Origin of the sequence: Exiguobacterium sp. s78 (genome assembly GCF_018618985.1) — a bacterium.
In the GTDB taxonomy this organism is placed as follows: domain Bacteria; phylum Bacillota; class Bacilli; order Exiguobacteriales; family Exiguobacteriaceae; genus Exiguobacterium_A; species Exiguobacterium_A abrahamii.
Map to the genome: position 1 here is coordinate 492,345 of NZ_JACSNB010000001.1, position 26,995 is coordinate 519,339.

A 26,995-nucleotide genomic window follows, 5' to 3' on the forward strand; every position below is an offset into this window, starting at 1 on the left:
TTAGAAATAGGCGTTGTTTTTTTGTTTAACAAGACAAAAAAAGACGAACCTGGATTGTTCCAGATTCGTCTGACAGAACTTATTTTTTGATGTCGAAAGTCGTGCTGAGGAAGTCGACGACTTCTTCTGCTGTATCCATATCGAGTACTTGCTCAACGATTGCTTCACATTCTGACTTGTTGAGACGTGTCATCAAGCTACGAGCGCGAAGAACAGATGATGCTGACATTGAGAACTCATCGAGACCAAGACCAAGAAGGATTGGGAGTGCCAATTCTTCTCCTGCCATCTCACCACACATACCGACCCATTTGCCTGCTTTGTGTGCTTCAGTGATGACGTTGTTCAAGAGGTTCAAGATCGCTGGGTTGAACGGTTGGTACAGGTATGATACTTTTTCGTTCATCCGGTCTGCCGCCATCGTGTATTGAATCAAATCGTTCGTTCCAACAGAGAAGAAGTCGACTTCTTTTGCGAACTGACGAGCCATGACTGCCGTTGCTGGGATTTCGACCATCATACCGACTTCGATGTCTTCCGATACCGTAACGCCTTCAGCTTGGAGGTTTGCTTTCTCTTCAAGGAGAAGTGCTTTTGCAGCACGGAACTCTTCGATCGTTGCGATCATCGGGAACATGACAGCGAGTTTACCGTATGCACTCGCACGAAGAAGTGCGCGTAATTGTGTACGGAACAAGTCTGTTTGATCGAGACAGAGACGGATCGCACGGTAACCGAGGAACGGGTTCATCTCGTGTGGGAGATCAAGGTACGACAATTCTTTATCGCCACCGATATCAAGTGTCCGGATGACGACTTTTTTATCGCCCATTGATTCGAGAACCGTTTTGTAAGCTGTGAACTGCTCATCTTCCGTTGGGAATGTCTCTGCATCCATGTAGAGGAATTCCGTACGGTAGAGACCGACTGCTTCTGCACCGTTATCCAAAACGCCTTTGACATCGTTTGGTGTACCGATGTTTGCAGCGAGCTCGACGTGATGACCGTCAGCCGTCATTGTTTTTTCGTTCTTGAGTTTTTTCCACTCTTCTTTTTGTGCGATGTATGCTGCGCGTTTTGCTTCATACTCAGCAACTTGCTCTTCGCTTGGGTTGACGATGACGTCACCTTCTGCACCATCAAGGATGAGAAGATCGCCGTGTTTAACGTCCGTCAAGACGACTTTTGTTCCGACGACTGCTGGGATTTCGAGTGAACGTGACATGATGGCAGAGTGCGATGTCCGGCCACCAATGTTCGTTGCGAAACCTTTAGCATATTTACGGTTCAATTGAGCTGTATCCGAAGGAGTCAAGTCTTCCGCGATGATGATGACTTCTTCGTTGATTTGAGCTGGAGTGACGAACGTGATACCGAGAAGGTGAGCCATCGTCCGTTTCGTGACGTCACGAACGTCTGCTGCACGTTCGCGCATGTATTCGTTATCCATCGATTCGAAAATCATGACCATCATGTTTGCGACTTCATCGAGTGCTTTTGCAGCATTTGCTTGCTCGTCCTCGATTTTTGCGTTCACCTGACTGACGATTTCCGGATCTTCTAAGATGAGAAGGTGAGCCGAGAAGATTTCCGCTTTATCTGGACCTAATTCTTGTAAGGTATTTTCACGAATGACTTCGAGTTCTGTCTTCGATTTTGCGATCGCTGCTTGGAAACGTTCTTTTTCCGCAGCTGCATCCTCGATTTTGTGCGATGGAATCTCAAAGACCGGTGTTTCCATCACGAATGCTTTTGCAATCGCGATCCCTGCAGAAGCGCCAATTCCCTTGATATGTTGTGCCATGTGCATTACCCTCTTTTCAGTAAGTTTTTTTAACGCGACGACTTCGTTTCTTAGCTATCTATAGATACCCATAAACGCCTCTCTCTTAACGAGCCTTCTGCGCACTCTCCCTTGAATGAAAACGTAGACATTTCTCGGAACAGCAAACGCATCGTTTCTTGAAGTGTCTCAACATTTCACCTGTATAATCCTATCATATTGTGAAACGGGCAACAATTGTTTGAAACCAAGCATTTCGACAAATTGTCGAACAGAAGTAGTGAAAGCGTTTGCGGTCAGTCGAGAGGCTATCAGTTGGAAAATGACTGAAAACACTTCATACTAATAGATACTAGTCAAAGGGGGAGTTTTATATGCAAACGAATCAATCCGTAGATGTACTCGTTGTCGGGATTTCTGGAAATCAACCGCTCGATGAACGGTTACAAGCACTGTATGGTGACAAACTAGAAGAGTGGGTTCGTCAAGGCGATATCTCAACGAAACGAGGAGAACTGCGTCTATTGCCAACGTTAGCGGGCGACGTCGCACGTGTACTGTTCGTTGGACTCGGGAAAGTTGATCAGCTCGCGCAAGACGATTTACGTCGCTTGCTCGGGAAAGCGGCACAACATGTCCAAGCACGTCGCTTAGAACATGTCACAGTTGACGCAACAACATTCCCAGGGCAACCGGTCGAACTGATTGCCGAGACATTCACCCTCGCTACATATGAGGTCAAACATTATAAGACGTCGCCTTCGAAAGCATATACGTTACAACTGACGGTCTTACCTGTAGAGGAAGAAGCCGTACGCCGCGGAACGGTCTTGGCTGAAGCGACGAACTTAGCGCGTCGTCTCGTAACGATGCCTGGGAATCTTTTGACGGCGCCAGCGCTTGCGGATGAAGCACGCTTCATCGCGGAGCGTCATGGGCATGATCTCCGGATCATCGATAAGGAAGAGATGGAAGCACTCGGGATGGGCGCCTTGCTTGCCGTCAACCAAGGATCCGTCATTCCACCGAAATTGATCGTCCTTGAATATAAAGGTTCAGCAGAAGCACCAATCGCGGTCGTCGGGAAGGGCGTCACATTCGATACAGGTGGTTATTCCATCAAACCAAAAGACGGTATCGTCGGAATGAAAGGCGACATGGGTGGAGCAGCAGCGGTTCTCGGGCTATTCGAAGCACTCGGTCAACTGAAGCCAGATGTTCACGTCATCGGTGTCATTCCAGCAACCGACAACATGATTTCCGGGGATGCCTTCAAGCCAGACGACGTCATCACATCGATGGCGGGAAAAACGATTGAAGTCTTGAACACGGATGCGGAAGGACGACTTGTTCTTGCAGATGCGGTCACGTACGTCAAAGAGTATCAGCCAAAAGCGATCATTGATCTCGCGACACTGACAGGCGGTGTCCTTGTTGCGCTTGGAACAGAAATCACAGGTGCGTTGACGAACGATACGTCACTTTACGAACGCTTTGAACAGGTGACGAAAGAGACGAATGAGATGGTTTGGCAGATGCCGTATGTTGATGCCTTCATCAAACAAGTCCGCCGTTCGGAAGTCGCAGACTTGAACAACTCACCGGGACGCATGGGACACATGATCTTCGGTGGTGCGTTCGTCGGCGAATTCGTTGGTGACACACCTTGGCTACACCTCGATATCGCGGGAACATCGGAACAGAATCAAGCGTCTGAGATTGGTCCAAAAGGAGCAACGGGCGTCATGGTCCGTAGTCTGTACCGGTTCGTCGAGCAAGAAAAATGAGACGTTGGAATCTACTCGGCGTCTTGTTGACGATTCTTGCCGTCGTCTGGTATATGGATGCGCGCGACCGTCTATCGCTCGGTCTCGCGACGTTCATCGGTATCTTCACCGTCTTATCACTACTGCGTTCTTTCCGGGAGAAGACGAATGCACGTCATCGGGATTGATGCGGCAAAGGCGGGGTGGGTCGTCGTTATGTACGAAAATGGTCGTTATACGGGATTCGTCGAACCGACGCTTACTCAGATTCCGCTAGCTGACCGGATCTGGATCGATATGCCGATCGGCTTGATGGAAGGACGACGGGAAACGGATCAACTGTTGCGACTGGAGCTACGACCTGGGCGGACGAGCAGTGTCTTTAATGCACCGTTTCGTAGTGCGTTGACAGCTTCTACCTATATGGAAGCAAATGATTTAGCCAAACAACATGCGGGGATCGGGCTTTCAAAACAAGCGTGGTACCTATTACCGAAAATCCGAGAAGTCCGCAACGTATATCGAACGGAGATGATTGAAGCCCATCCGGAAGTCTGTTTCGCGCGACTCGCCGGTCATCCGGCACGCTTTTCAAAGAAAACGACCGAAGGCATTGCGGAACGGATCGAATTGCTCGAACGCTTTGATTGTCCACCGCTATGGGAACAACGTCAGTCGCATGTTGCGATCGATGATTGGCTGGACGCTTGTCTGCTTGCGACCGGCGCCCGTTTTCCGTGCGATTATCTGCCGGCAACTCAACCGATGGATCCGGAAGGGTATCCGTTATATGCAGCTGTACCAAAAAAATCACCCTCACCGAAATGGTGTGGGTGATCCTTTGACGAAGTCCCAGATATAATGAAAAATCTGGGCGTTGTAGAGTGCTTTTAAGATGACAGCGATCAATGGTCCGAGAATCAGTCCGAAGACACCAAAGAATTTGATCCCGACGAACAGCGCAATCAACGCCGTGATTGGTTGAATCCCGATATTATCGCCGACGATTTTCGGTTCCATGATGTTACGCTGCAGAATGACGAGAGCGTATAGAATCCCGAGTCCAATCGCAAGTGTTGTATCACCCGTGATGATCGAATAGGCAATCCAAGGCAGGAAGACGGAACCGGTGCCAAGATACGGCAAGATATCAAAAAAGGCAGCGATAAAAGCAACTGCGAACGGATGCTCGACACCAATGATGAACAAACCGATCAAGACGATGAAGAACGTGATCGTGATCAACGTGAGCTGCGCTTTGAGATAGCCGAATAAGGCAGATCGTAAGCTCAGGAAGACCGACTCGAAACGAGCGAACCAAGGAAGCATCTCATAGCGCTTCAATCGCATCTCGTACTGGTGCCAATCTTTTGCGATGAAAAACCAAGCAAGTAAGACAATGACGAAAATCAATGCAATCGATGGCAATGTCGCAAGGACCGTCTGTAGCATCATGGCGATACTTTTTGATCCTTCGCCAATCGCACTCGCAAGTGAACTACCGAGAGATTGGATACTGTTTTGAACCGTATTTTGTTGCGATGGCTCCAGTGAGCGTAAGGCTTCGGAAGCATCGTTCCAGATGGGTGCCAGTTTTTCATTGTACAGCTTTTGAAAATACAGGCTCAACTCTTGGATTTGCGCCGGTAATTGGTTGGCGACAAATACAAGACCGCGAATCAACTGCATGATGATCAAGGCGAGCGAACCAACTAATAAGCCACTGATCAAAATGATGGACAACAACGCACCCCATCCGCGAGTGATTCGTAACCGCTTTTGGAAAAAATCGACGAGTGGTCGACTCAAAAGGGCAAGCAGAAACGCAAAGACAAACGGATACAAAATGGACGAGAGGCGGATGAGTAACCATCCACCAACTGAGAAGGCGAAGATCACCGTCAGGAACCGGGCCATTTGCCAAAGACGTTCAGTCGACACAAGCAACACCTCTTACTGGATTATGTAGAATTAATTGATATCATCATATCATGTTTAGATAGGTTACGAGTCATTCAAAAGGAGGAGATCTCGATGCGTAAAAGAGAAATTGGACTAATTGCTGCATTGATTGCTGCGACATCTGTCGGAATCCGAGAATGGAAGAAAAACCAGGCGTTTGCGCAACGCGTTAAACAGGAGACAGAAATGCACGTACGCCAGGCAATCGTGGAGGGTCAGACAGATGGAACAGATGAAGACACTGCAACAAAAGGTTGATGCGACGATTCGCTCACTCGGTGGTTATTTTCGACCGCTATCTGGTCTCGCGCGCCTGACGGAAGAAGTCGGAGAAGTCGGAGAAGCACTAGAACAAAATGATTTAGAAGCCCTTCGCTTTGAACTTGTCGACGTCTTGATGATCTCGACCTGTCTTGCGAACCAATACGTGACGGATCTTGCAGCACAGCATGAGACGCTCGGTACAGTAAATGATGATCAGGACGGTTCGTTTTATCGACTCGTGCATGAGGCCGGACAAATCGCACGTGTCATGAACGGTTATGAAGGGGACAAACCACCGAAAGCGAAAGACACGATTGTTCCGATTGGTCATTCCTTAGCACGTCTGCAACGCGAACTGTTTCGGTTAGCACGACCACTTCAACTTGATTTACTGACAGAAATCGACCGGACGAATGAAAAGAATCTGAAGCGGGATAAAACACGCTTCGCGTTGACGCGTGATCCCATCACGGAAGAGACGATTGATCATTTCCGAAGTGCGACAGGAAGCGAGGCACGCCTCTGGGGAGCCCCTGTATACGAGGAGAACCAAACGATCGAGGATAACATGGAAACAGCATTACCGTCGCTCCGGCGTTTCCTCCGATGTGCGACGATTGAGGGGATCGAGGCATTCGTCTTCGAAGCACCGATGCAACGCTCGCGTAGTTTGGTTGAAGTGAAAGAACTAGCGGACGAAATGGGACGCTTGATCAAAGAGCGGACACCGCTTGACTTCAAGGATTCACCGTATCGCTTAGAAGTCTTTGCGCCACAACTCGGTCCGATCTCGCCGTATCATGCGGAAGACGACCATCGGATGTTTCTCGTTCTCTATGTAGACTAAAAAATGATCCGCCTGCTCCTTTGAGCAAGGCGGATCATTTTTTAATGTGAATGAGACGATGCTGCCTCATCTTGAGTCTGCCATTTTTTCATGAAGCGCTGAATGCGAGCGATCGCTTCTTGGAGTTGTTCAATCGAACTTGCATAACTTGCCCGGACATAACCTTCACCGCTTGCTCCGAAGACAGATCCTGGAACGACGGCGACGCGCTCAGCGAGTAACAATTGCTCAGCGAACTGCTCGCTCGTTAGTCCGGTATGACCGATGTACGGAAAGGCATAGAAGGCGCCACCTGGTAAGTGTGTTGGGAGACCCGCATCGTTTAACGCCTTAACGAAGTAGTTCCGGCGTTGACGATAACTCGTCACCATGTCAGGGACCGTTTTATGACGAGAACGCAGTGCTTCAATGCCTGCGAATTGAACGAGTGTCGGGGCACACATCATCCCGTATTGATGGACCTTCAGCATCGATTGCGTGATCGCAGGTGGGGCACAAGTGAAGCCAAGCCGCCAGCCTGTCATCGCGAAGGCTTTCGAGAAGCCGTTGATGATGATCGTCCGCTCCCGCATTCCGGGAAGGGTCGCGAAGCAGATCGCTTCCGTTTCGTAGGATAGTTCGGCATAGATCTCGTCACTGATGACATATAGATCATGCTTTTGGACGAGTAACGCTAGGTCCGCTAATTGATCGCGCGACATCGTCGAGCCTGTCGGATTCGATGGGAAACAGAAAATGATCGCTTTCGTCTTATCTGTCAGCAATTGTTCGATCGTTTCCGGTTGAATCGCAAAACCGTCTTCTGCATGACACGCAGCGGCGACAGGAATGCCTCCAGCGAGTTCGATCAAGGGAGCATACGAAACGAACGCCGGTTCAACGACGATGACTTCATCTCCTGGATTGATCAAACTACGAAAGGCAAGATCGAGTCCCTCTGATGCTCCAGTCGTAACGATGATTTCTTCCGTCGTCGAATAGGAGATGGCGAACTTTTCTTGCATGTAAAGTGCGATTTCCTGGCGTAACTCGAGTAAACCGGCGTTGGCACTATACGCTGTATAACCTTGCTCGAGTGCTGCGAAGCTCGCTTCGCGAACATTCCATGGCGTGACGAAATCAGGTTCGCCGACACCAAGGGAGATGACGTCTTCCATCGATCCTGCTAAATCAAAGAAACGACGGATGCCAGATGGGGCTAGCTGTTCGACACGTTCAGATAGAGACTTCATGGAGACACCTTCAATCGTTTGTCGTCATCATCCTGACTGAAGAGAACACCATCGTGCTTGTAGGTCTTCAAGCGGAAATGGGTCGTCGTCGAGATGACGGAGTCGAGCGTCGATAATTTTTCCGAAACGAATTGAGAGACTTCTTGTAGCGATTTGCCATCAAGTACGACTTGTAAGTCATATGCGCCCGACATCAGATAAAGGGACGTCACTTCCGGGAAACGATGGATGCGCTCCGCTACCTCGTCAAAACCGCGTCCACGTTTCGGTGTGACTTTGACATCGATGAAAGCTGTCACGCCATGATGGGCATGAATCTTTTGCCAGTCGATGACAGCGGTGTAACCGAGTAGGACACCGTCGCGTTTGAATGTCTCGATGGAAGCTGCTACTTCTGACGCTTCCCAGTCGAGCATTTGCGCAAGCAAGTCCACGTCCATAGGACCATTTTGTGTTAATAATGCTAATAATTCGAGTTGTTTTTCGGTGTACATGGGATCACTCACTTTCTGTCAATTGACCATTGAAGGTACGGCGGGTCTGGCGCAATCGTGCGCGTCGCTCAGCCTGGACGATATGGAAGTTCTTCATTTCATTTGTCGGAAGTTGGTGTTTTTCAACGAGGCGTTCAAAAAAGACGCGTCGCGCTGCATCCTGACGCGCGGATTCATGATTACCCGACGGATTGAAAGCATATAAGACGGTCGCGCGCGCCGGGTGCAGTATTAAATGTTCCTTGCCGACGCGTAAGATCCAATCCCAGTCCCAGTAGTTGAAGACGTCCTCATCAAATGGACCGAGTTGATCGTGGAGCGATTTACGGTAGAGTGACCCGGACGGAATATACGTCGAGTCTTCTCGAATCGTCTCCGGATCGTACGGATACGCGAATGGCTCAGAATCGATTGCAATCCGGTGATCCTCTTCCCATCGATACGTAAAGAGTTCCGCGTCCGTATAGGTGAGGTCGGCACCAGCTTCGAGATCGCCGACCGCTTCTTCGAGGTGACTCGGTAATAAGAGGTCGTCATCGTCATGAAGTAAGATATACCGACCGGAAGCGAGCGTGACACCATGATTTCGAGCACGAACATGATGGTTTTCAGGTAACTCGACATAGGTTAGTTGAAGACGGTCCTGATACGCAGTCGTCACTGCTGAGACATCGTCTCCATTATTGTTTAAGACGATGACTTCGAAGTCTTGATAGTGTTGACGCGTCAACGCTTCTAGCGCTTCTGCTAATTCACGAGGACGATTATACGTCGGAATGATGATGGATACGGTTGGCATCAGTGATCGCTCCTTGAACAAAGACACCTGTCCAGGAACAGGTGTCTTCTTGTTTTTTACATGTTTGCTTCAATGCGTGGTAGCAGTTCGTTCCATTCTGCTTCTGGTTCTTTCGTAACCGTCACGAAGTCGCCGTAAGCGAATAGATTGTCGATGCCATCGAGGGCGATCAATGATGCGAGCAACGCATCTTCAGGTGTATCTTCTTTTTTGACACTCGTACTTTTAGCACCGAAGCGCTGTTCTTCGAGCGTGATTTTGACGGAATTCGGATTTGGTGTGTAATCGACTTGCATGAGGTAAGCTCCTTTCAACGTACATACGTATATGCCGTCTTTTCGTGATAGATGGATTGAATCCTTCTTCCTGATAGACGGAAGATCGATACGTTCAGTATATCAGAAAATTCGAAGAGAATATTTTTCTTCTAGTAGGAGAAATGGACCATCTTTATTTTAACGGTTCACTTGACCTTATAATGCATTTTACTCGCTATCTCAATATATCTCAAAAGGCGTCATGATGCCTTTTTCAAATTGTTTGACCTGAATTTCAAAGCAAGGGGTTATTTTTTTGAATTTCAGTGATAACCTATATCTTGTACATTAACAGGTTTAAAAACGGCTAAAACGTCTATATATAGAGTGATACTTGTAGAGTCCTTTCTATATGTAGGACGTCTTTTTTTAGTTTAGCGTATTTCATTGTGTAATGCGAACCTGTTTAACGATAGAGAATGGGAGTGGTTCATAGTGGCATCTCCACTGAATACAGCACGCATCTTTAAGGGTGCAATGACAATAGAAGACGTATATGTCGTGATTCGACAGGCGACGGAAACGTATCCGGAACTTGATATCGACCGCTATACTGAACGTGCCATCCGAGCGCTTGAAGGAAAATCCCTACAAGCCGATCAAGTCTATGAACTGTTAACGATGCACGCACTCGATATGTTAAAGGCAGAAGAGCCGAACTGGACATTCGTAGCGACAGCGACTTACTTAAATCGGTTATACCTTGAAGCAGGTGAAAATCGCGGATATGCAGCAGAAGAACGGTATGGTTCGCTGTATACGCTGATTGAAAAACTGACAGAAATCGGCATCTTCACGAAACATTTACTAGATGCGTATTCGAAGGAAGACATCAACGAACTGTCGGCAACGATCGATCCATCCCGCGACCACTTGTTCACATACATTGGTCTTCGAACACTGGCAGACCGGTACCTCGCACGTGATCACGTCAAAAACTTGTACGAGCTACCACAAGAACGATTCATGGTCATCGCGATGACACTGATGCAGAACGAACCGAAAGAACGTCGTTTAGAACTCGTCAAAGAGTCTTACTGGGCATTGTCGAATCTCTACATGACAGTTGCGACTCCGACGCTTTCGAACGCTGGTAAGTCTTACGGTCAACTTTCTTCATGTTTCATCGATACAGTCGATGATTCGCTACGTGGCATCTACGACTCGAACACGGACGTGGCGACACTTTCTAAAGGTGGCGGCGGAATCGGCGTCTACATGGGTAAGATTCGCTCACGCGGATCAGACATCAAAGGCTTCAAAGGCGTCTCAAGCGGTGTCATCCCGTGGATGAAACAATTGAACAACACGGCAGTCAGCGTCGACCAGCTCGGTATGCGCCAAGGATCTATCGCGGTGTATCTCGACATCTGGCATAAGGACATTCTCGAGTTCCTGGACGCGAAGCTCAACAACGGGGATGAGAGACTTCGGACACACGACTTGTTCACAGGCGTCAACTTACCGGACCGTTTCATGCGTGCCGTCGAAGCACGAGAAGACTGGCATTTATTTGACCCACACGAAATTCGGACAGTCATGGGCTTTAGCCTCGAGGATTACTTCGATGAGACGGAACAAGGTGGCAGCTTCACGGAACGATACGAAGCATGTGTCAACGAGCCACGCCTCAGCAAAAAAACAGTTCCGGCAATTGATCTCGTCAAACGCTACATGCGTTCGCAACTTGAGACAGGGACGCCATACATGTTCTTCCGTGACGCCGTTAACCGTGCGAATCCGAATAAACATGCAGGCATGATCTACTCGTCAAACCTGTGCTCAGAAATCATGCAGAACATGAGCCCGACGACCGTGACGGAAGAATACACGGAAGACGGTAAGATCATCGTCACGAAGACACCAGGGGATTTCGTCGTCTGTAACTTGTCATCGATCGCACTTGCACGTGCAGTTCGTTCTGACGTCCTAGAGCGATTGATTCCGATTCAAATGCGGATGCTTGATAACGTCATCGACTTGAATACGATCGATGTCCCGCAAGCACAATTGACGAATCAAAAATACCGTGCCGTTGGTCTTGGGACGTTCGGTTGGCACCATCTGCTCGCGCTCGAAGGCATCCGTTGGGAATCGGTCGAAGCGGTACAATACGCAGACCGTCTCTACGAGAAGATTGCTTACTTGACGATCGATGCGTCGATGCAACTTGCGAAAGAGAAAGGCGCGTACCGTCTCTTCGAAGGTTCAGAATGGCAAACAGGAGAGTACATCAAACGTCGCCACTACAAAACGACGGATGAACTCGATTGGGATCGTCTCCAAGCCGACATCACGGCGTACGGAATGCGTAACGCATACTTGATGGCAGTCGCACCGAACTCATCGACGGCAATCATTGCGGGTAGTACGGCATCGATTGATCCAATCTACAAAAAAGTCTACTCGGAAGAGAAGAAAAACTATAAGATTCCAGTCACCGTTCCAGATTTAACGCCGGAAACGAACTGGTTCTATAAATCAGCGTTTGAAATCGACCAGTTATGGAGCATCCGTCAAAATGCTTCGCGTCAGCGTCACATCGACCAAGCGATCAGTTTCAATCTGTACGTGAAAAATAACGTCAAGGCGAAAGAATTACTCGAGATGCACATGGAAGCGTGGCAACTCGGGATGAAGACGATCTACTACACGCGTTCGACGACGGTTGAAATCGACGAATGTGAATCGTGTTCATCATAAGATAAGGAGGACGATATCATGAAGGCAGCAATCGTATATGCGTCATTGAGTGGAAACACGGAGGAGGTGGCAGAACTCGTCGCGAAGACGTGTTCTGAGATGGGAATCGAGCCGACGATGTTGTTTGCGGATGAAGTGACGACGTATCAGTTAATGCCTTATGATATCGTCTATTTTGGTTCGTATACGTGGGGAGATGGGCAACTACCCGACGATATGCGCGATTGTCTCAGAACCGTTCTAAAGGAGAGTTCGCATGCGATTCCGCAGGCAGCTGTTTTTGGAACAGGGGACAAGATGTTCGTCAAATATTGTCGCGCCGTTGATGAGATGGCCTATCATCTCTCGAAATTCGGTGTGCCGCTTGCCGGAGAACTGTTGAAAATCGAACAGTCACCACGCAATCGCCCACATCTCGTCAAGGAATGGACGAAACGGACCATTCTTCAATTACAGCAAGAAGGAGTCGAAGCACATGGAACAGCTACAAAAAATCAAACTGCTTGATGCACGTCATCCAAATCGCGCGACGGCGATCATCGGTGGCGAAACAAGTGCCATCGTCAACTGGAACGACATTGCGTATCCACAGTTTTATTCGATTTACAAACAACTGCTATCGAACTTCTGGATCCCAGATGAGATATCGATGTCGAAGGACATGCAGCAGTGGAATCAATTAAGCGAACGGGAACAGGATGCATTCAAACGAATCATTGGGCTACTCTCGATCCTTGACTCGGTTCAGACACGTTATATCTTGGAATCGGCAATGTTCACGTCGGATTCGTCCGTTCATGCGATTCTCGCAATCATCGCGCAACAGGAAGTCGTGCATAATCAATCGTACAGCTACGTCTTATCCAGCTTAGTTCCATTGGCTGAACAAAACCGGATTTTTGATATCGCGAAAGACGATGACATGGTCATGAAGCGTAATGCATTCATTCTTGATTTATACGAAGATTTCCAAAATGACCGGACTCCAGAGAACTTCGCGAAATCGCTCGTTGCTTCGATCGTTCTTGAAGGAATCAACTTCTATTCAGGCTTTGCCTTCTTCTATAACTTAGCGCGTCACCAAAAGATGGTCGGAACATCGACGATGATCAGTTATATTCAACGTGATGAACTGCAACATTCGTACTTCATCAGCCAATTGTTACGTGCTGTCTTGTCGGAGCATCCGGAAATTGATGCCGATGGCTCATTCACACAATTCGTCTATGACACGTTCAAGCGTGCCGTTGATCTTGAAATCGAGTGGAGCGAATACGTCTTACGTGATCTAGACGGACTTGACGTCAGTGAGATGCGTGATTACGTTAAATATCTCGCGAACAAACGCCTTCGCGTCATCGGTTTGTCGGATCTCTATGAAGGGCACGACGAAGACGTCATGCCATGGATTCGTGCGTATTCAGATGATTCGATGAACGCGACGAAATCGGACTTCTTCGAACAAAAATCACGTTCGTACGCGAAAGTAACCGATGCAAATGGATTTGACGATCTGTAAGTAATAAATAAATCAATTGATGATTGCTTCTACTCTATATTTCCTTTACGCTAGGACAGGTGAGGTTCTGCTCGACTCCTGCGGAAAAACAAGTCATCATGACCCTGGAAGATGCGACGCATCTGAAGCGGCATGAGGGCTTGTCCGCGGAAAGTGAGCAGACCGAGACTGTCCGTTTTTTTGATAGTCTTATCTGTCTTTCGTCTTTCTCGTTTCAAGCATTACTTTTCTTTGTCACTTAGGTCAATTGAGCAAAAGAACAAAAAAAGGGCCGAACTCGGAAAGTTCGGCAGAATCAGGGGGAATACTTGAAGTCTTGCTATTAAAATGTTCCCTTGTGAAATAAAAAATAAACAAATTCCAAAAATATTTTTTACGATACAAGAAAAGTGTGTTATTATAAGTTGATGAATTTAGTTAGGGAGTGTATACATTATGGCAAACTTTGAAAAAGACCAAATCGTTACTGGTAAAGTAACTGGTATTCAAAACTTCGGTGCTTTCGTAGCACTTGACGAGCAAACACAAGGTCTCGTCCACATCTCAGAAATCTCACACGATTACGTAAAAGACATCAACGATTACGTAAAAGTTGGCGATGAAGTAACTGTTAAAGTTCTCGACATCGACGAAGCTAACAAAAAAATGAAGCTTTCGATCAAAGCAACTCAGGAAGCTCCAAAACGTGAAGCACGCGCGAAAGGTCCACGCAAAAACGCTGGACGTCGCGATGCAGGTCCTGCTTTCAAACAAGAAGAAGCACCTGGATTCAACGTTCTTAAAGGTAAATTGGAAGAATGGATTGAAAAATCAAACTTCCAAAAATAAGCCACATGAGAGAATCGACATCGGTCGGTTCTCTTTTTTTTATGCGATTTTTACACAGAATAAGCATTAAATTAGATGCGAAAGGGGAATGTGTGGATAATGTAAGGTGTTCATTACTTATTGAGGAGGCAACACAGATGGAAAACTTTGAATATCGCAATCCAACGAAACTTATTTTTGGTGACGGACAAGTCAGCCAACTGAAACCACAACTCGAAGCACTCGGTGCAAAGAAAGTCATGCTCGTCTTCGGTGGCGGCAGTATTAAACGGAACGGTGTCTATGATGATGTCACACGTGAACTCAATGCTGCAGGAATCGAGTACGTCGAATGCGACGGTGTCGAACCGAACCCACGCATCGAGACAGCAGAGCGCGGTATCAAAATCGCACGTGAAGCAGGCGTTGATGCATTGCTTGCACTCGGTGGCGGTTCTGTCATCGACTGCACGAAATTGATTGCTGCTGGTATTCCTTATGAAGGCGAAGCATGGGATCTCGTCATCGGCAAAGCAACACCAGAAACAGTCATCCCATTCGGAACAGTCTTGACGCTTGCAGCAACAGGTTCTGAGATGAACGCTGGATCCGTCATCACGAACTGGAAGACACAAGAGAAATACGGTTGGGGTAGCCCGCTTACGTTCCCAACATTCTCGATCCTTGATCCGAAGTACACAGTCAGTGTGCCAAAAGATCAAACAATCTACGGTATCGTCGATATGATGAGCCACTGCCTCGAGCAATACTTCCACCCTGCGCATGCACCGGTCCAAGAACGGATGACAGAAGGTGTCATGAAAGCAGTCGTCGAAGCAGCACCAAAACTCGTCAACGATCTCGAGAACGTTGAACTTCGTGGCACGATTCTCTTCGCTGGTACGATGGCACTCAACGGTGTCCTTCAAATGGGCGCACGTGGAGACTGGGCATCACATAACATCGAACATGCGGTCTCAGCTGTTCACGATATCCCGCACGCAGGTGGACTTGCGATCCTCTTCCCGAACTGGATGCGCCACGTGCTTGACGAATCAAATGCACATCGCTTCGTGACACTCGGTGAGAACGTCTTTAACGTTGATACGGAAGGTAAATCAGAGATGGAAGCGGCACACGCTACAATCGATGCAATCAGTGCTTTCTGGACATCACTCGGTGCACCGAATCGTCTCGCTGATTATGACATCAAAGAAGATACAGTTGACGCAATCGTCAAGTCAGCAATGACACGCGGCGACTTCGGAAACTTCAAATCACTCGGAAACGAAGATGTTCGTCAAATCGTGACAGCTGCCCTATAACAATCTGTAACATTTGCTACTCATTTCACAAAAGACTTGAACGACCTTCCTTCTTGCGTTTTAATGAAAAGGAAGGTCGCATTTCGTTGCGAATGAATAAGGAGGACGATGGCATGTCAACAGTACGTTTTGATTATTCGAAAGCCCTACAATTCGTAGGTCAACATGAAGTAGATCATATGGCGGAAACGGTAAAGACGCTTCACCATGCGATTCATGCAGGAACAGGCGCAGGAAGTGATTTCTTAGGATGGGTGGATCTTCCGACGAACTACGATCAAGCGGAGTTTGCACGCATTCAAGCGTCTGCAGAAAAAATCAAGTCGGATTCTGATGTGTTGTTAGTCGTCGGAATCGGCGGTTCATATCTCGGAGCGCGTGCTGCGATCGAGATGCTCGGACACTCATTCCATAACTTGTTATCAAAAGAAGATCGCAAAGCACCACAAATCATCTATGCAGGACATAATATCTCATCGACGTATCTGCACGATTTATTCGAAGTCCTCGAAGGAAAAGATGTATCGGTCAACATCATCTCGAAATCGGGTACGACGACAGAACCAGCAATTTCGTTCCGTCTCTTGAAATCGTTCATGGAAGAGAAATACGGTAAAGCAGAAGCAAAACACCGGATTTATGCAACGACGGATAAAGCGCGTGGTGCATTAAAAACACTCGCAGACTCTGAAGGATATGAAACATTCGTCATTCCGGACGATGTCGGCGGTCGTTTCTCTGTTTTGACACCGGTTGGTCTATTACCAATCGCAGCAGCTGGTATTTCAATTGAAGAGTTGATGCAAGGTGCCCGTGACGCGCAAGAGCGCTATGCGAGCGAAAACCTAGCTGACAACGAAGCGTATCAATACGCGGTCGTACGAAATGCGCTCTATGCGAAAGGGAAGACGATCGAGCTTCTCGTCAACTACGAACCAGCACTTCATTATGTATCGGAGTGGTGGAAACAATTATACGGCGAGTCAGAAGGAAAAGACTTCAAAGGAATCTTCCCAGCAGCAGTCGACTTCTCGACGGATCTCCACTCGATGGGACAATACGTCCAAGAAGGTCGTCGTGACCTGTTCGAGACAGTCATCAAAGTCGGTCAAGCGCGTCATGCGTTGACTGTTGAAGAAGATGCTCAGGATCTCGATGGATTGAACTTCCTTGCAGGTAAGTCAATTCAATTCGTCAACGATAAGGCGGCAGAAGGTACGTTGCTTGCACACACGGACGGACAAGTACCGAACTTGACAGTCGAACTTCCAGAGATGACACCGTATCACCTCGGATTCCTGTTCTACTTCTTCGAAAAAGCTTGTGCGATGAGTGGTTACCTCCTCGGAGTGAACCCATTCGATCAGCCAGGCGTCGAAGCGTACAAGAAAAACATGTTCGCTCTTCTTGGGAAACCAGGATTCGAAGCAGAAAAAGCAGAACTCGAAGCACGTTTGAAGTAATGTAAAACGACAGTCGATTGTTCCTTAGTGGAACATCGGCTGTTTTTTTGTCTTTACCGGATGATAGTAGGCTATCATTTTCCAGATTTACAGGTAATCCTAGCGTTTTCACTTTTAGAATACCCGTGAAACAGGTAAAGTGAAGTTAGAAGAAGAAATGAGGTGCACGTACGTGATTACATTCTTGGATTATTATCAAAATCAAGTGGAGTTAAGTTTTGATGACCATCCGTTCTCGGATCGTCCTTTGCACGTGTGGGTCATTGCCGTGTACGAAGGAAAATGGTTGCTGACCCATCATAAGCAGCGTGGTTACGAATTTCCTGGTGGAAAGGTTGAACCGGGTGAAACGGCAGAAGAAGCCGCACGTCGTGAAGTGATGGAAGAGACGGGTGGGAAAATCGATTCACTCTCATATGTCGGACAATATCGTGTTGCCGGAAAAGGCGATACGATCATCAAAAACATCTATTTCGCGCAAATCGGATCATTGTCGTCTCATCTTGCCGTGGATGAAACAGATGGTGCTTTTCTATTCGAGGAACTCCCCGATCGTCTCGATACGAACCGACAATACAGCTTCATGATGAAGGACCGTGTCCTTCCGGAGACGCTCCGTGTACTTAGCGAACGCCGATTGGTTTGAACTTCCGCGCCAAGGTCCGTTTCGGACGTTTCGGATGTTCTATACTACAGCGGATGGGGAACGGGTCGGTGCCTATATCGTACTCCCACAAGTTGCAAACGGTCAGGGAATTCTCTACTTGCGTGGTGGAACGCGTTCGATCGGAATGGTCCGACCGACACGACTGCTCGCGTTCGCACAGGCTGGCTTTTTTGTCATGGCCCCCTTCTATCGCGGGAATCTAGGCGGTACGGGAAAAGAAGACTTCGGACATCACGATATCGAAGACGCATGCAGTGCCTTTGACTGGTTGCAGCAACGTGTCTCGCATGTTCACGCATTCGGATTTTCACGTGGTGGACAGATGGCGTTGCTACTCGCGCATCACCGTCCAGTCGCTCGAACGGTGTCCTGGGCAGGGGTGACGGAGTTGACATGGACGTATGACGAACAGAAGACGATGCAGAAGATGCTGCGACGATACACGGGAGGTACACCTGACACGGTTCCTGATGCATACGCGGTTCGCTCGCCGCTCCATGTCGCACCTCAAGGTGAAGTATTGTTGATTCACGGTGCATACGATGAAAACGTTCGCTTACGACACGCAACCGCTTATGCCGCGCGTCATTCCGAAAAAACGATGCTTCAGACCTACGCCCACGCGCATCAATTTCCGATTCATGAGAAGTTGCGTGTGACGCGGAATGTGTTGAATTGGTTTGAGACTGGTATCTATAATCGATGATGTAACCGGTACGACGAATGTCGTATCGGTTTTTTTGTCATCTAAAGAATCGGACTTACATACATAATGGGAAAAAAAGAATATTGATTCGTTGTAAAAAACAATAAACTTCCTAAAAAATAAATTTTGATATAATTAGAACCATATGAGTAATGTAGAGGGGGATGGAGGACGATGGATATCTTACTAGCACGTCAACCCATCGTTGACCGAATCGGAGCAGTTGATGCATTTGAGTTGCTGTATCGTTCCGTCGAACAAATGAATGTATTTGATGGTGATCTAGCGACGATGGATGTATTAACGAATACACTCGTTCATATGGGTGTGGAACATGTCGCTGAAGGAAAAAAACTTTTCGTCAACTTTACAGCGGATCTCTTGAAAAGTGATCTGATTCACTATTTAGATCCAAGTCGGTTCGTCATCGAAATTTTAGAAACTGTCGATATCGATACAGAGATGTTATCTGTGCTGCACAGTTGGAAAGAAGCAGGCTTTACACTAGCACTCGATGATTTTGTGACCGATTTACTTCGTCAACATGGAACAGAATTATTCGCACTAATTGATTTAATTAAAATCGACATCGAAGCGATTCCCACTCGCGAGCAAAGTGCGATTTTGCATATTGTCCGGCGTAATTATCCCCATATTAAGATGCTTGCCGAACGAGTCGAGACACATGAGGATCATACACGTTGTCTTGACATGGGATATGACTGGTTTCAAGGCTATTTTTACGCTAAGCCAATGTTGATGAAGGGAAAAGCTGTCCCTCCTCAATTGCCGGTATTGCTGAAGATGCTAAAATGGCTCGATACGGATGAAAAATACGATGAAGTCATTGATGAGATTGAAGCAAATCCTTATATCAGTATTCAAGTACTACAATTGATCAATTCTCCGGGAATGGGATTACGCAATACAGTCAGCTCTGTTCGACAAGCCATTTCACTACTTGGCTTCTCACAACTCAAAAGCTGGATTTCGTTAATCGTCTTGCGTGAGATGAAGCTTGCTAGTCCTTACGAATGGTCAAATGAGTTACTTCGGTCTTCCTTGCACTGCGCAAAACTTTGTGAGTTATTTGCGAAAGAGACGTGTACGTTAAAGCCGGAGAGTGCTTATATGATCGGTCTGTTATCACACATAGATGCGCTGTTATCTGTGGATATCGACGACATCATCGACCAACTGCCAATTGAAGATTCTCTGAAGGTCGTTCTGCAAGGAAAAGATCATCCGTTTCGGGATTGTTTAGTGCTTGCGATCAGTGCAGATCGCGGTGATTTCGATCAGTTCGAACTGCTCAGTCAACGTTTAGATGTCTCACTTCCGCGGGCCTATGCGCTACTAGCAGAAAGTCAGGAATGGCTCAAACAAAAAGAAACACATCTTCAAGAAAAAACGGATTCTGTTTTAGAGTGAAAATGAAGGGGCTGACTCAAAAAAGAATGACTCGTCTTTTCACGCCCTTTCCTCAGGCGAGACACAAGCCAGTTTTCCTGCTTCATTCCAGCAGGAAAGCGGGTCTTGTTTGTCTCTGATAGCGCATAAATGCGCTTTTTCCTGTAGGAGTTGCGTGTGACGCATCATTCTTTTTTTGTTGACCATGAATTGATTTTCTTAAGAGATGTACCGATTTCTAAACATAAAAAAAGAGCCCGAAGGCTCTTTTTTTATAGGCGTGGACCAGCTGACTTGATCGCATCCGTCGCACTTTCGAAGCGAAGGAAATTGTGTTGGAATTTCTCAGCAAGCGACCGCGCTTGTGTGTCGTATTCGTCCGGATTCGACCAGACGCGTACCGGATTGAGTAACTCGCTTGGAACACCTGGAACTTCAAGTGGCATATGAAGTCCGAAAATCGGATGTTCTTCTGTTGGAATCGTTGCGAGTGTGCCGTTGACGGCAGCATTGACCATCGTCCGTGTATACGATAGCTTCATACGACTACCTGTTCCGTAAGCACCACCTGTCCAGCCTGTGTTGACGAGATAAACAGTGACACCATGACGATCAATCAATTCGCCGAGCATCGTCGCATATTTTTCAGGCATCAGTGGAAGGAACGGTGAACCGAAGCATGTTGAGAATGTTGCTTCCGGTTCCGTGACACCGCGTTCTGTTCCGGCGAGTTTTGATGTATATCCTGATAGGAAGTGATACATCGCTTGTTCTTTCGTCAATTTACTGATCGGAGGCAAAACACCGTACGCATCGGCCGTCAAGAAGACGATCGTCTTCGGATGACCAGCACGTGAAGGAACAGCGATATTATCAATCGCTGTGATCGGATAAGCAGCACGCGTATTTTCCGTCAACGATGTGTCATCGTAATCAGGGTGACGGGCTTCGTCGAGCACGACGTTTTCAAGGACGGTTCCGAAACGGATCGCGTCAAAGATTTGCGGTTCTTTTTCGCGTGATAAGTTAACGGTCTTTGCATAACATCCACCTTCGATGTTGAAGACACCGTCGTGCGACCAACCATGCTCATCGTCTCCGATCAATTGACGGCTATCGTCTGCTGAGAGGGTGGTCTTACCAGTACCGGATAGACCGAAGAACAAGGCGACGTCGCCTTCGTGTCCGACGTTTGCCGAGCAGTGCATCGAAAGGACATTTTCTTGTGGCAAGAGGTAATTCATGACGGAAAAGATGGATTTTTTGATTTCGCCCGCATATTCGGTTCCACCGATCAAGACGATCCGGTGTTCGAATGACATGGCGATGAACGTCTCGGAGTTCGTTCCGTCAACGGCAGGATCTGCTTTGAAATGTGGCGCGTAGACGACCGTGAACGGTTCGAAGGCAGCCACTTCAGGATACTCGCGTAAAAAGAGTTGTTTGGCAAACAGGTTATGCCAAGCATATTGTGTGAGCACACGGACCGGAAGGGTGAAGTGCGTATCTGCCCCAGCAGCAGCTTCTGTGTAATAGAGCTGATCGGCTTCGTTCATGTAACGAAGAACCTTTTGCAACAATTGTTCAAATTTGTCTCCATCCATCGGTTGGTTGACATGACCCCAATCAATGTGAGACTCGCAGGAAGAATCACGGACGATGAACTTATCTTTTGGTGAACGACCTGTAAATTTCCCCGTTTCTACAGATAATGCGCCGTTCTCAGCAAGGACACCTTCTTCGTTTCGAATCGCATGTTCGACTAGTTCAGCAACAGATAGTTGTTTGAACACATGCTCTTTCTTGAGTAGTTCTTCGATATTCAGGACCGTCATCGGCATCCTGACCCCACCTTTCCCCTACGTTGGTTTTGGCTCACTGTATTTAGTATGACACATTTATTATATATGACATACTAAAGAGAGAGCAATCATTTTCTGATGCTGATTTCTATTTATCTGGAAACGCTTTCAGCATTAACAGTTTAACATCTCTTTCAAAAAGTTTCGACTAGAATTTGAAACCTTGCTTGACAGAGTAGGTACAACTTTATATCATGTAATTCGTAACGGATACTCTTATTCTGAGCAGGTGGAGGGAACAAGGCCCGAAGAAACCCGGCAACCGTCCTACATTAATTCACATATTAATGAGGGAAAAGGTGCTCTCCTGAAGCGAAGTAAACACTTCGAACGATAAGAGGGTAAAGGAAGAACGCACAACCTTTCCCTGACCATTTTTTGGACTTGGAAAGGTTTTTTTCATTTTACCGTCCCACTCAACTAGGGGAAATGAGTACACCGTCAAATTCTTTTTTGGGAGGGTCATACATGACAAACCTTAATCGCCGACTATTCACGTCGGAGTCAGTCACTGAAGGTCATCCAGATAAAATCTGTGACCAAATTTCGGATTCAATTCTTGATGCAATCCTCGCAGCGGATCCAAACGCACGTGTTGCAGCAGAAACTTCTGTTACAACAGGTCTCGTTCTCGTTGCAGGTGAGATCACGACATCCACTTACGTCGACATTCCAAAAGTCGTTCGTGAAACAATTCGTGAAATCGGCTACACACGCGCGAAATACGGTTTCGACGCGGACACATGTGCTGTATTGACATCAATCGATGAGCAATCAGCAGACATCGCTCTTGGTGTCGACCAAGCACTTGAAGCACGTGAAGGTAGCATGTCTGATGCAGAAATCGATGCAATCGGTGCAGGAGACCAAGGTCTCATGTTCGGTTATGCAACGAAAGAAACACCAGAACTCATGCCACTTCCAATCTCGCTTTCACACCGTCTCGCACGCCGTTTGGCAGAAGTGCGTAAAAACGGTCAACTCGACTACCTTCGTCCGGACGGAAAAACACAAGTCACGGTCGAATACAACGAGAACAACGAGCCGGTTCGTGTCGATACGATCGTCATCTCGACACAACACGCAGAAGAAGTCACGCTTGAGCAAATCCAAGCTGATTTGAAAGAACACGTCATCACACCGGTCATCCCGGCTGAATACATCGACGCAGCAACGAAATTCTTCATCAACCCAACTGGTCGTTTCGTCATCGGCGGACCACAAGGAGATGCTGGATTGACTGGTCGTAAGATCATCGTTGATACGTATGGTGGATACGCACGCCACGGCGGTGGAGCATTCTCAGGTAAAGATCCAACAAAAGTCGACCGTTCAGCTGCATACGCAGCACGTTATGTCGCGAAGAACCTCGTTGCTGCAGGTCTTGCAGACAAAGCAGAAGTTCAACTCGCATACGCAATCGGTGTCGCGCACCCGGTATCAATCGCGGTTGATACATTCGGTACAGGAAAACTTCCTGAAGCACAACTCGTTGAATTGGTTGCTGAAAACTTCGATCTTCGTCCGGCTGGAATCATCAACATGCTTGATCTCCGTCGTCCGATTTATCGTCAAACAGCTGCATACGGTCACTTCGGTCGTACAGATGTTGAGCTTCCATGGGAGCAAACAGATAAAGCAGCAGTTCTTGAAGAACAAGCAAAACGTTTCGTATAATCAAAAAGTCCGAAAACCCTACGCGGGTTTTCGGACTTTTTTGTTTCCGTGGAACTTTGCAGGAAACGAATGTTTTTTCTAGAAGAGGGTAAAAGTACATGAGTCGATTCGTATGAATACAAAGGGGGGTTCCGATTATGGAAATACGCGAAGCTATTCCAGCTGATGCAGGACGTATTCATGACATTGCCGTCACATCTTGGTTGGATACGTATGCAGAAATCTATTCCGAACGTTCGAAAGCGCATTTCGTGCAGGAGGCGTATCCGCAAGAAGAAGTCGTTCGTGCGATCCGGACGGCGGAAGAAGCACGGGGAGAGTATTTTTATGTCGGAATCATCGACGAGGAAATCGTCGGTTTCATTCATGCTGTTGACGTTGAGGGAACGTGGGAGATCATTCGTCTGTACGTCTTGCCGAAATATCAGCAAAACGGAATCGGACGACGGCTGATCCGTGAACTCGAACGACAAGGAGCCGTCCCACTCGAAGTCTACGTGGAAGCACGTAACTATAAAGCACGTCAATTCCTGACTTCATTTGGTTTTGAAGAACTGAGTGAGATGACGGAAGAAGTCTTTGGTCAAGCAGAATCAGTCATTCGTCTTCGCCATGTCGCCTCGTGAAATCCGTCTTGGGACGGTTTCGTGTGCGTTTGAAATAAGGTATCGTGAAAAGGAAGTATGAAGTGAAGAGGTGAGTTTGTGGTTGAACAACCAACAGGAATCATCGTGTTAGTCTATCCGTTACAACTGCGTGCCCGTCCGAGTGAAGCCTTGATTCGGGTACTCGAACGAGAATATGAAGTGTTACTCGTCGACGCACCACGTCGTATCTCGTTTGAAGAGCATGGTCAACTGTTAAAAGAAGCATTACGTGAAGCCGGGAAACGCAAGCTACCGATTCATATTGTCGCCTGTAGCATGGGCGCACTCGTCGTCAATCGCCTGTTGCAAGAATATGAATTACCGGTCGCCAGTCTGTCGTTCATTTCACCGTTGTTTGATTGGCACCCTTCGAAACAACTCGGAGGCGTCAAACAAGTCTTCGCGAGTGCATTTGATCGTTTCCGACCTGATGCGCCACTCGGTACGTTGCCGTTTGGTCAAAGTACGGAAGATACCGTTCGCATCGGTGAACTGACCTATGCACAGTACCGGGAAATCGAAGAAGAGATCGTCGTACATGACGAGGAACGAAAAAAACTGCCGCGTGTGAACTTGGCTTGTTTTTATGCACCAGACGATCAGTTCGCAGACGTCAAGTTGACGCTTGAAGTATGCCGGAAAATGGGTGGCGATCAGATTTACTTACAACGTCTACACGGCTTTCCGCATTTTAGTTTTGAACGGTTGAACACACGGTTTGCAGAAAAATTAATGTTGTTCTTTAAGCTTGTTGAGGAATGAAATAAAAAAAGTGATGCCTCTAAAAAAGGGCATCACTTTTTTGTGTCCAATCATCAGCGTACTTTTTTCTCGATTGCGATGATGAACGGTGGATGATTTTGTTGATTCAAGAAGCGATACTGGAGAACGGCAAAATTTTGCTGATCAAGGGCTGTCACGTAATCGAGGACAGCGTCGCGTTCCCGTTTTCCTTCCAGGTGACCGTGATAGACGACGAGGACGACAAGACCGCCGGGAGCGAGGACCGGGAGGAGGGCATCGAGTGCTTCGAGCGTCTCTTCACCTGTCGTCGTGATCGATTTGTCGCTTCCAGGCAGGTAGCCGAGATTGAAGACACCGGCACGAACAGGACGTTGTTCGTCCGAAAGACGGGCACCGACATGGATGTGGCTTTCATGATAAAGGTCGACGCGTGCTAACATTCCAGCTTCGTCGATACGTCGAGTCGATTCCTCGATGGCTTGTGCCTGGACGTCGAACGCAAGGACTCGACCTTCTGGACCGACGCGTTCTGCTAAAAACTGCGTATCATGTCCATTTCCGGCAGTCATGTCGACGACGCAGTCTCCGGGCTCGATAACGGACTCGAGTAATTGTTTCGTATAAGGTAGTACACGGGCAAGTGACATGGCATAGACTCCTGTTCCTATGGTCTGTTTTTCTAGTAATGGTTCAGTATGTGCAAGATTCTTTCTGCATTATATCATTTTTTGATTCGTTGACGAAAAGCGAAGTGGCTTGACAGCTAGGGGACGGATTGCGTAAAGTGGCAAGGTTGAGAATGAAATAGGAGGACCACAGGTATGCCAAAATTACCAAAAGCGGTCTGGATCCTCGTCCTTGCGATGGCCATCAATACGACGGGATCCTCTTTTTTATGGCCGTTTAATACATTATATATTCATGAATATTTAGGAGAGTCGATGACAAAAGCAGGGATGGCGTTGTTCGTCAACTCGGCCTTAGCAATCGTCGGAAACTACTTAGGTGGAAAAGCGTTTGACCGTCTCGGTGGCAAGAAGACGCTCGTCATCAGTGTCATCGGACTTGTCCTATCTTCCGTCGGCTTGTTGCTATTTCATCAGACGTACCTCGGATACGTCGCGATGCTTGGATTGATTGGATTCGTCGGTGGGATGGTTTTTCCGACGATCTACGCGATGACGGGTGTCATCTGGCCGGAAGGCGGGCGCCGTGCCTTTAATGCGATCTATGTCGCACAAAACGTAGGTGTAGCGCTCGGAACAGCTGTCAGTGGTCAAATCGCTGCCTTTTCGATTCAGTACATCTTCATCGCCAATCTTGTCCTCTACATCGCCTTTGCCATCATTTTGTTCGTCGGTTTGTCCTGGATTCAGGCACCGGCGCGGATGCATGCGGCACATGACGAGATCGAAACGACACGCACACCCCTTGCACGCGGTGCGGCACGGACGATGTTGCTCGTCTCGATTGGTTATGCCTTACTTTGGTTCGTTTATGTGCAATGGCAAGGAACCTTTGCCGTACACACGAAATCACTTGGTGTCACGATTTCTGAGTACTCGATTCTTTGGACGATCAACGGAGCGCTCATCGTTTTTGCACAACCTTTACTAACACCAATTCTTCGTTGGTTTGGAGATGACTTAAAGCGACAATTGATGACCGGTACAGGAATCTTCCTCTTGTCTTATCTGATCGTTCCGTTCGCAGGAGGATTCAAGATGTTCCTCGTCGCGATGATCATCCTGACGATTGGTGAGATGTTCATCTGGCCAGCGGTTCCTGCCATGGCAGCGAGACTCGCGCCGATCGGAAAAGAAGGAGAATTCCAAGGGTACGTCAATATTGCTGCTTCAGCGGGGCGAATGATCAGTCCGACCGTTGGAGGGTTGATCTACGATTTATCCGGTATTTCAGCGGTCTTCTTGACATTGATTGGATTGATTCTGTTAGCGGGCGTCGTCTTCCTTCGTGCCATTCCAAAAATCACATCATGAA

26 protein-coding genes and 1 riboswitch are annotated in these 26,995 nt (G+C 47.6%); of the genes, 18 read left to right on the top strand and 8 right to left on the bottom strand.

All coding sequences use genetic code 11. The features are described from left to right. Positions 1-79: 79 nt before the first annotated feature. Positions 80-1,804 (bottom strand): phosphoenolpyruvate--protein phosphotransferase, encoded by a 1,725-nt coding sequence (gene ptsP, locus KNQ18_RS02450; protein WP_023469128.1) that lies wholly within the window; start codon positions 1,802-1,804, stop codon positions 80-82. Between the two features lie 353 nt (positions 1,805-2,157). Between ptsP and KNQ18_RS02455 the strand changes: the two genes are divergently transcribed. The 3 genes from KNQ18_RS02455 to KNQ18_RS02465 are packed head-to-tail and all read left to right on the top strand — an operon-like array spanning position 2,158 to position 4,386. Further along, a complete protein-coding gene (locus KNQ18_RS02455; protein ID WP_215083758.1) occupies positions 2,158-3,570 on the top strand; it encodes a leucyl aminopeptidase in 1,413 nt (470 codons plus the stop codon). Then, positions 3,567-3,737 carry a hypothetical protein gene (locus KNQ18_RS02460; RefSeq protein WP_156323189.1) on the top strand — a complete coding sequence of 57 codons (171 nt, stop codon included), beginning with the start codon at positions 3,567-3,569 and terminating at the stop codon, positions 3,735-3,737. The genes KNQ18_RS02455 and KNQ18_RS02460 overlap by 4 nt, the downstream gene beginning before the upstream one ends. Next, the gene (locus tag KNQ18_RS02465) at positions 3,718-4,386 is read left to right on the top strand and encodes a DUF429 domain-containing protein (protein WP_215083760.1); all 669 of its coding nucleotides are present in this window, start codon (positions 3,718-3,720) and stop codon (positions 4,384-4,386) included. The genes KNQ18_RS02460 and KNQ18_RS02465 overlap by 20 nt, the downstream gene beginning before the upstream one ends. On the opposite strand, the gene ytvI is transcribed toward KNQ18_RS02465, so the two are convergent. Beyond that, entirely contained in the window at positions 4,366-5,490 is a 1,125-nt protein-coding gene (gene ytvI, locus KNQ18_RS02470) for a sporulation integral membrane protein YtvI (RefSeq protein WP_215083762.1), read from the bottom strand. The two genes, KNQ18_RS02465 and ytvI, sit on opposite strands and share 21 nt — an antisense overlap. 93 nt (positions 5,491-5,583) lie before the next feature. On the opposite strand from ytvI, the gene KNQ18_RS02475 reads away from it, so the two are divergent. Then, a complete protein-coding gene (locus KNQ18_RS02475) occupies positions 5,584-5,769 on the top strand; it encodes a hypothetical protein (protein WP_215083764.1) in 186 nt (61 codons plus the stop codon). After that, positions 5,735-6,622 carry a MazG nucleotide pyrophosphohydrolase domain-containing protein gene (locus tag KNQ18_RS02480; protein ID WP_251133285.1) on the top strand — a complete coding sequence of 296 codons (888 nt, stop codon included), beginning with the start codon at positions 5,735-5,737 and terminating at the stop codon, positions 6,620-6,622. Before KNQ18_RS02475 ends, KNQ18_RS02480 begins: the two co-directional genes overlap by 35 nt. A gap of 41 nt (positions 6,623-6,663) precedes the next feature. On the opposite strand, the gene KNQ18_RS02485 is transcribed toward KNQ18_RS02480, so the two are convergent. Genes KNQ18_RS02485 through KNQ18_RS02500 form a run of 4 tightly spaced genes read right to left on the bottom strand, consistent with a single transcriptional unit; the run spans position 6,664 to position 9,443 of the window. After that, positions 6,664-7,854: an aminotransferase gene (locus KNQ18_RS02485; protein WP_058713852.1), complete on the bottom strand. Its 1,191-nt coding sequence runs from the start codon at positions 7,852-7,854 to the stop codon at positions 6,664-6,666. Continuing rightward, complete coding sequence (locus tag KNQ18_RS02490; RefSeq protein WP_050678638.1) at positions 7,851-8,348, bottom strand: Lrp/AsnC family transcriptional regulator; 498 nt, start codon at positions 8,346-8,348, stop codon at positions 7,851-7,853. The genes KNQ18_RS02485 and KNQ18_RS02490 overlap by 4 nt, the downstream gene beginning before the upstream one ends. Before the next feature lie 4 nt (positions 8,349-8,352). Then, on the bottom strand, positions 8,353-9,147 hold the full coding sequence (locus KNQ18_RS02495) for a glycosyltransferase family 2 protein (RefSeq protein ID WP_050678637.1): 795 nt from the start codon (positions 9,145-9,147) through the stop codon (positions 8,353-8,355). Positions 9,148-9,203: 56 nt separating this feature from the next. After that, positions 9,204-9,443: a NifU N-terminal domain-containing protein gene (locus KNQ18_RS02500; RefSeq protein WP_023469118.1), complete on the bottom strand. Its 240-nt coding sequence runs from the start codon at positions 9,441-9,443 to the stop codon at positions 9,204-9,206. 456 nt (positions 9,444-9,899) lie between these two features. Between KNQ18_RS02500 and KNQ18_RS02505 the strand changes: the two genes are divergently transcribed. The 9 genes from KNQ18_RS02505 (at position 9,900) to KNQ18_RS02545 (ending at position 20,085) form a co-directional block, all read left to right on the top strand. Beyond that, entirely contained in the window at positions 9,900-12,167 is a 2,268-nt protein-coding gene (locus tag KNQ18_RS02505) for a ribonucleoside-diphosphate reductase subunit alpha (RefSeq protein ID WP_023469117.1), read from the top strand. An 18-nt stretch (positions 12,168-12,185) separates the two neighbouring features. Further along, positions 12,186-12,674 carry a flavodoxin domain-containing protein gene (locus KNQ18_RS02510; protein WP_023469116.1) on the top strand — a complete coding sequence of 163 codons (489 nt, stop codon included), beginning with the start codon at positions 12,186-12,188 and terminating at the stop codon, positions 12,672-12,674. After that, positions 12,643-13,686 carry a ribonucleotide-diphosphate reductase subunit beta gene (locus KNQ18_RS02515; protein ID WP_035406099.1) on the top strand — a complete coding sequence of 348 codons (1,044 nt, stop codon included), beginning with the start codon at positions 12,643-12,645 and terminating at the stop codon, positions 13,684-13,686. Before KNQ18_RS02510 ends, KNQ18_RS02515 begins: the two co-directional genes overlap by 32 nt. Before the next feature lie 435 nt (positions 13,687-14,121). Further along, positions 14,122-14,514, top strand: a complete 393-nt coding sequence (yugI, locus tag KNQ18_RS02520; RefSeq protein WP_214766120.1) for a S1 domain-containing post-transcriptional regulator GSP13 — start codon at positions 14,122-14,124, stop codon at positions 14,512-14,514. A 137-nt stretch (positions 14,515-14,651) separates the two neighbouring features. Continuing rightward, entirely contained in the window at positions 14,652-15,818 is a 1,167-nt protein-coding gene (locus KNQ18_RS02525; protein ID WP_050678634.1) for an iron-containing alcohol dehydrogenase, read from the top strand. Positions 15,819-15,931: 113 nt separating this feature from the next. Beyond that, positions 15,932-17,281: a glucose-6-phosphate isomerase gene (locus KNQ18_RS02530; RefSeq protein ID WP_050678632.1), complete on the top strand. Its 1,350-nt coding sequence runs from the start codon at positions 15,932-15,934 to the stop codon at positions 17,279-17,281. Positions 17,282-17,453: 172 nt separating this feature from the next. Then, complete coding sequence (gene ytkD / locus KNQ18_RS02535; protein WP_047393467.1) at positions 17,454-17,927, top strand: RNA deprotection pyrophosphohydrolase; 474 nt, start codon at positions 17,454-17,456, stop codon at positions 17,925-17,927. Further along, the gene (locus KNQ18_RS02540) at positions 17,899-18,654 is read left to right on the top strand and encodes an alpha/beta hydrolase family protein (RefSeq protein ID WP_215083766.1); all 756 of its coding nucleotides are present in this window, start codon (positions 17,899-17,901) and stop codon (positions 18,652-18,654) included. Before ytkD ends, KNQ18_RS02540 begins: the two co-directional genes overlap by 29 nt. 174 nt (positions 18,655-18,828) lie before the next feature. Continuing rightward, on the top strand, positions 18,829-20,085 hold the full coding sequence (locus tag KNQ18_RS02545; protein ID WP_215083768.1) for an EAL and HDOD domain-containing protein: 1,257 nt from the start codon (positions 18,829-18,831) through the stop codon (positions 20,083-20,085). A 251-nt stretch (positions 20,086-20,336) separates the two neighbouring features. On the opposite strand, the gene pckA is transcribed toward KNQ18_RS02545, so the two are convergent. After that, positions 20,337-21,905, bottom strand: coding sequence for a phosphoenolpyruvate carboxykinase (ATP) (gene pckA, locus KNQ18_RS02550; RefSeq protein ID WP_195864591.1), 1,569 nt, complete (start codon positions 21,903-21,905; stop codon positions 20,337-20,339). A 234-nt stretch (positions 21,906-22,139) separates the two neighbouring features. After that, positions 22,140-22,266, top strand: a riboswitch (SAM riboswitch). 128 nt (positions 22,267-22,394) lie between these two features. On the opposite strand from pckA, the gene metK reads away from it, so the two are divergent. From metK to KNQ18_RS02565, 3 genes are all read left to right on the top strand, one after another. Beyond that, positions 22,395-23,603 (top strand): methionine adenosyltransferase, encoded by a 1,209-nt coding sequence (metK, locus tag KNQ18_RS02555; protein ID WP_050678624.1) that lies wholly within the window; start codon positions 22,395-22,397, stop codon positions 23,601-23,603. Positions 23,604-23,740: 137 nt separating this feature from the next. Continuing rightward, positions 23,741-24,229 (top strand): GNAT family N-acetyltransferase, encoded by a 489-nt coding sequence (locus tag KNQ18_RS02560; RefSeq protein ID WP_050678623.1) that lies wholly within the window; start codon positions 23,741-23,743, stop codon positions 24,227-24,229. Between the two features lie 78 nt (positions 24,230-24,307). Then, the gene (locus KNQ18_RS02565; protein WP_050678620.1) at positions 24,308-25,012 is read left to right on the top strand and encodes an alpha/beta fold hydrolase; all 705 of its coding nucleotides are present in this window, start codon (positions 24,308-24,310) and stop codon (positions 25,010-25,012) included. 53 nt (positions 25,013-25,065) lie between these two features. Here KNQ18_RS02565 and mnmM read toward each other — a convergent pair whose 3' ends face one another. Further along, positions 25,066-25,662, bottom strand: coding sequence for a tRNA 5-(aminomethyl)-2-thiouridylate-methyltransferase MnmM (gene mnmM / locus KNQ18_RS02570; RefSeq protein WP_255359378.1), 597 nt, complete (start codon positions 25,660-25,662; stop codon positions 25,066-25,068). A 153-nt stretch (positions 25,663-25,815) separates the two neighbouring features. On the opposite strand from mnmM, the gene KNQ18_RS02575 reads away from it, so the two are divergent. Beyond that, positions 25,816-26,994, top strand: a complete 1,179-nt coding sequence (locus KNQ18_RS02575; RefSeq protein ID WP_215083770.1) for an MDR family MFS transporter — start codon at positions 25,816-25,818, stop codon at positions 26,992-26,994. Position 26,995 lies beyond the last annotated feature (1 nt).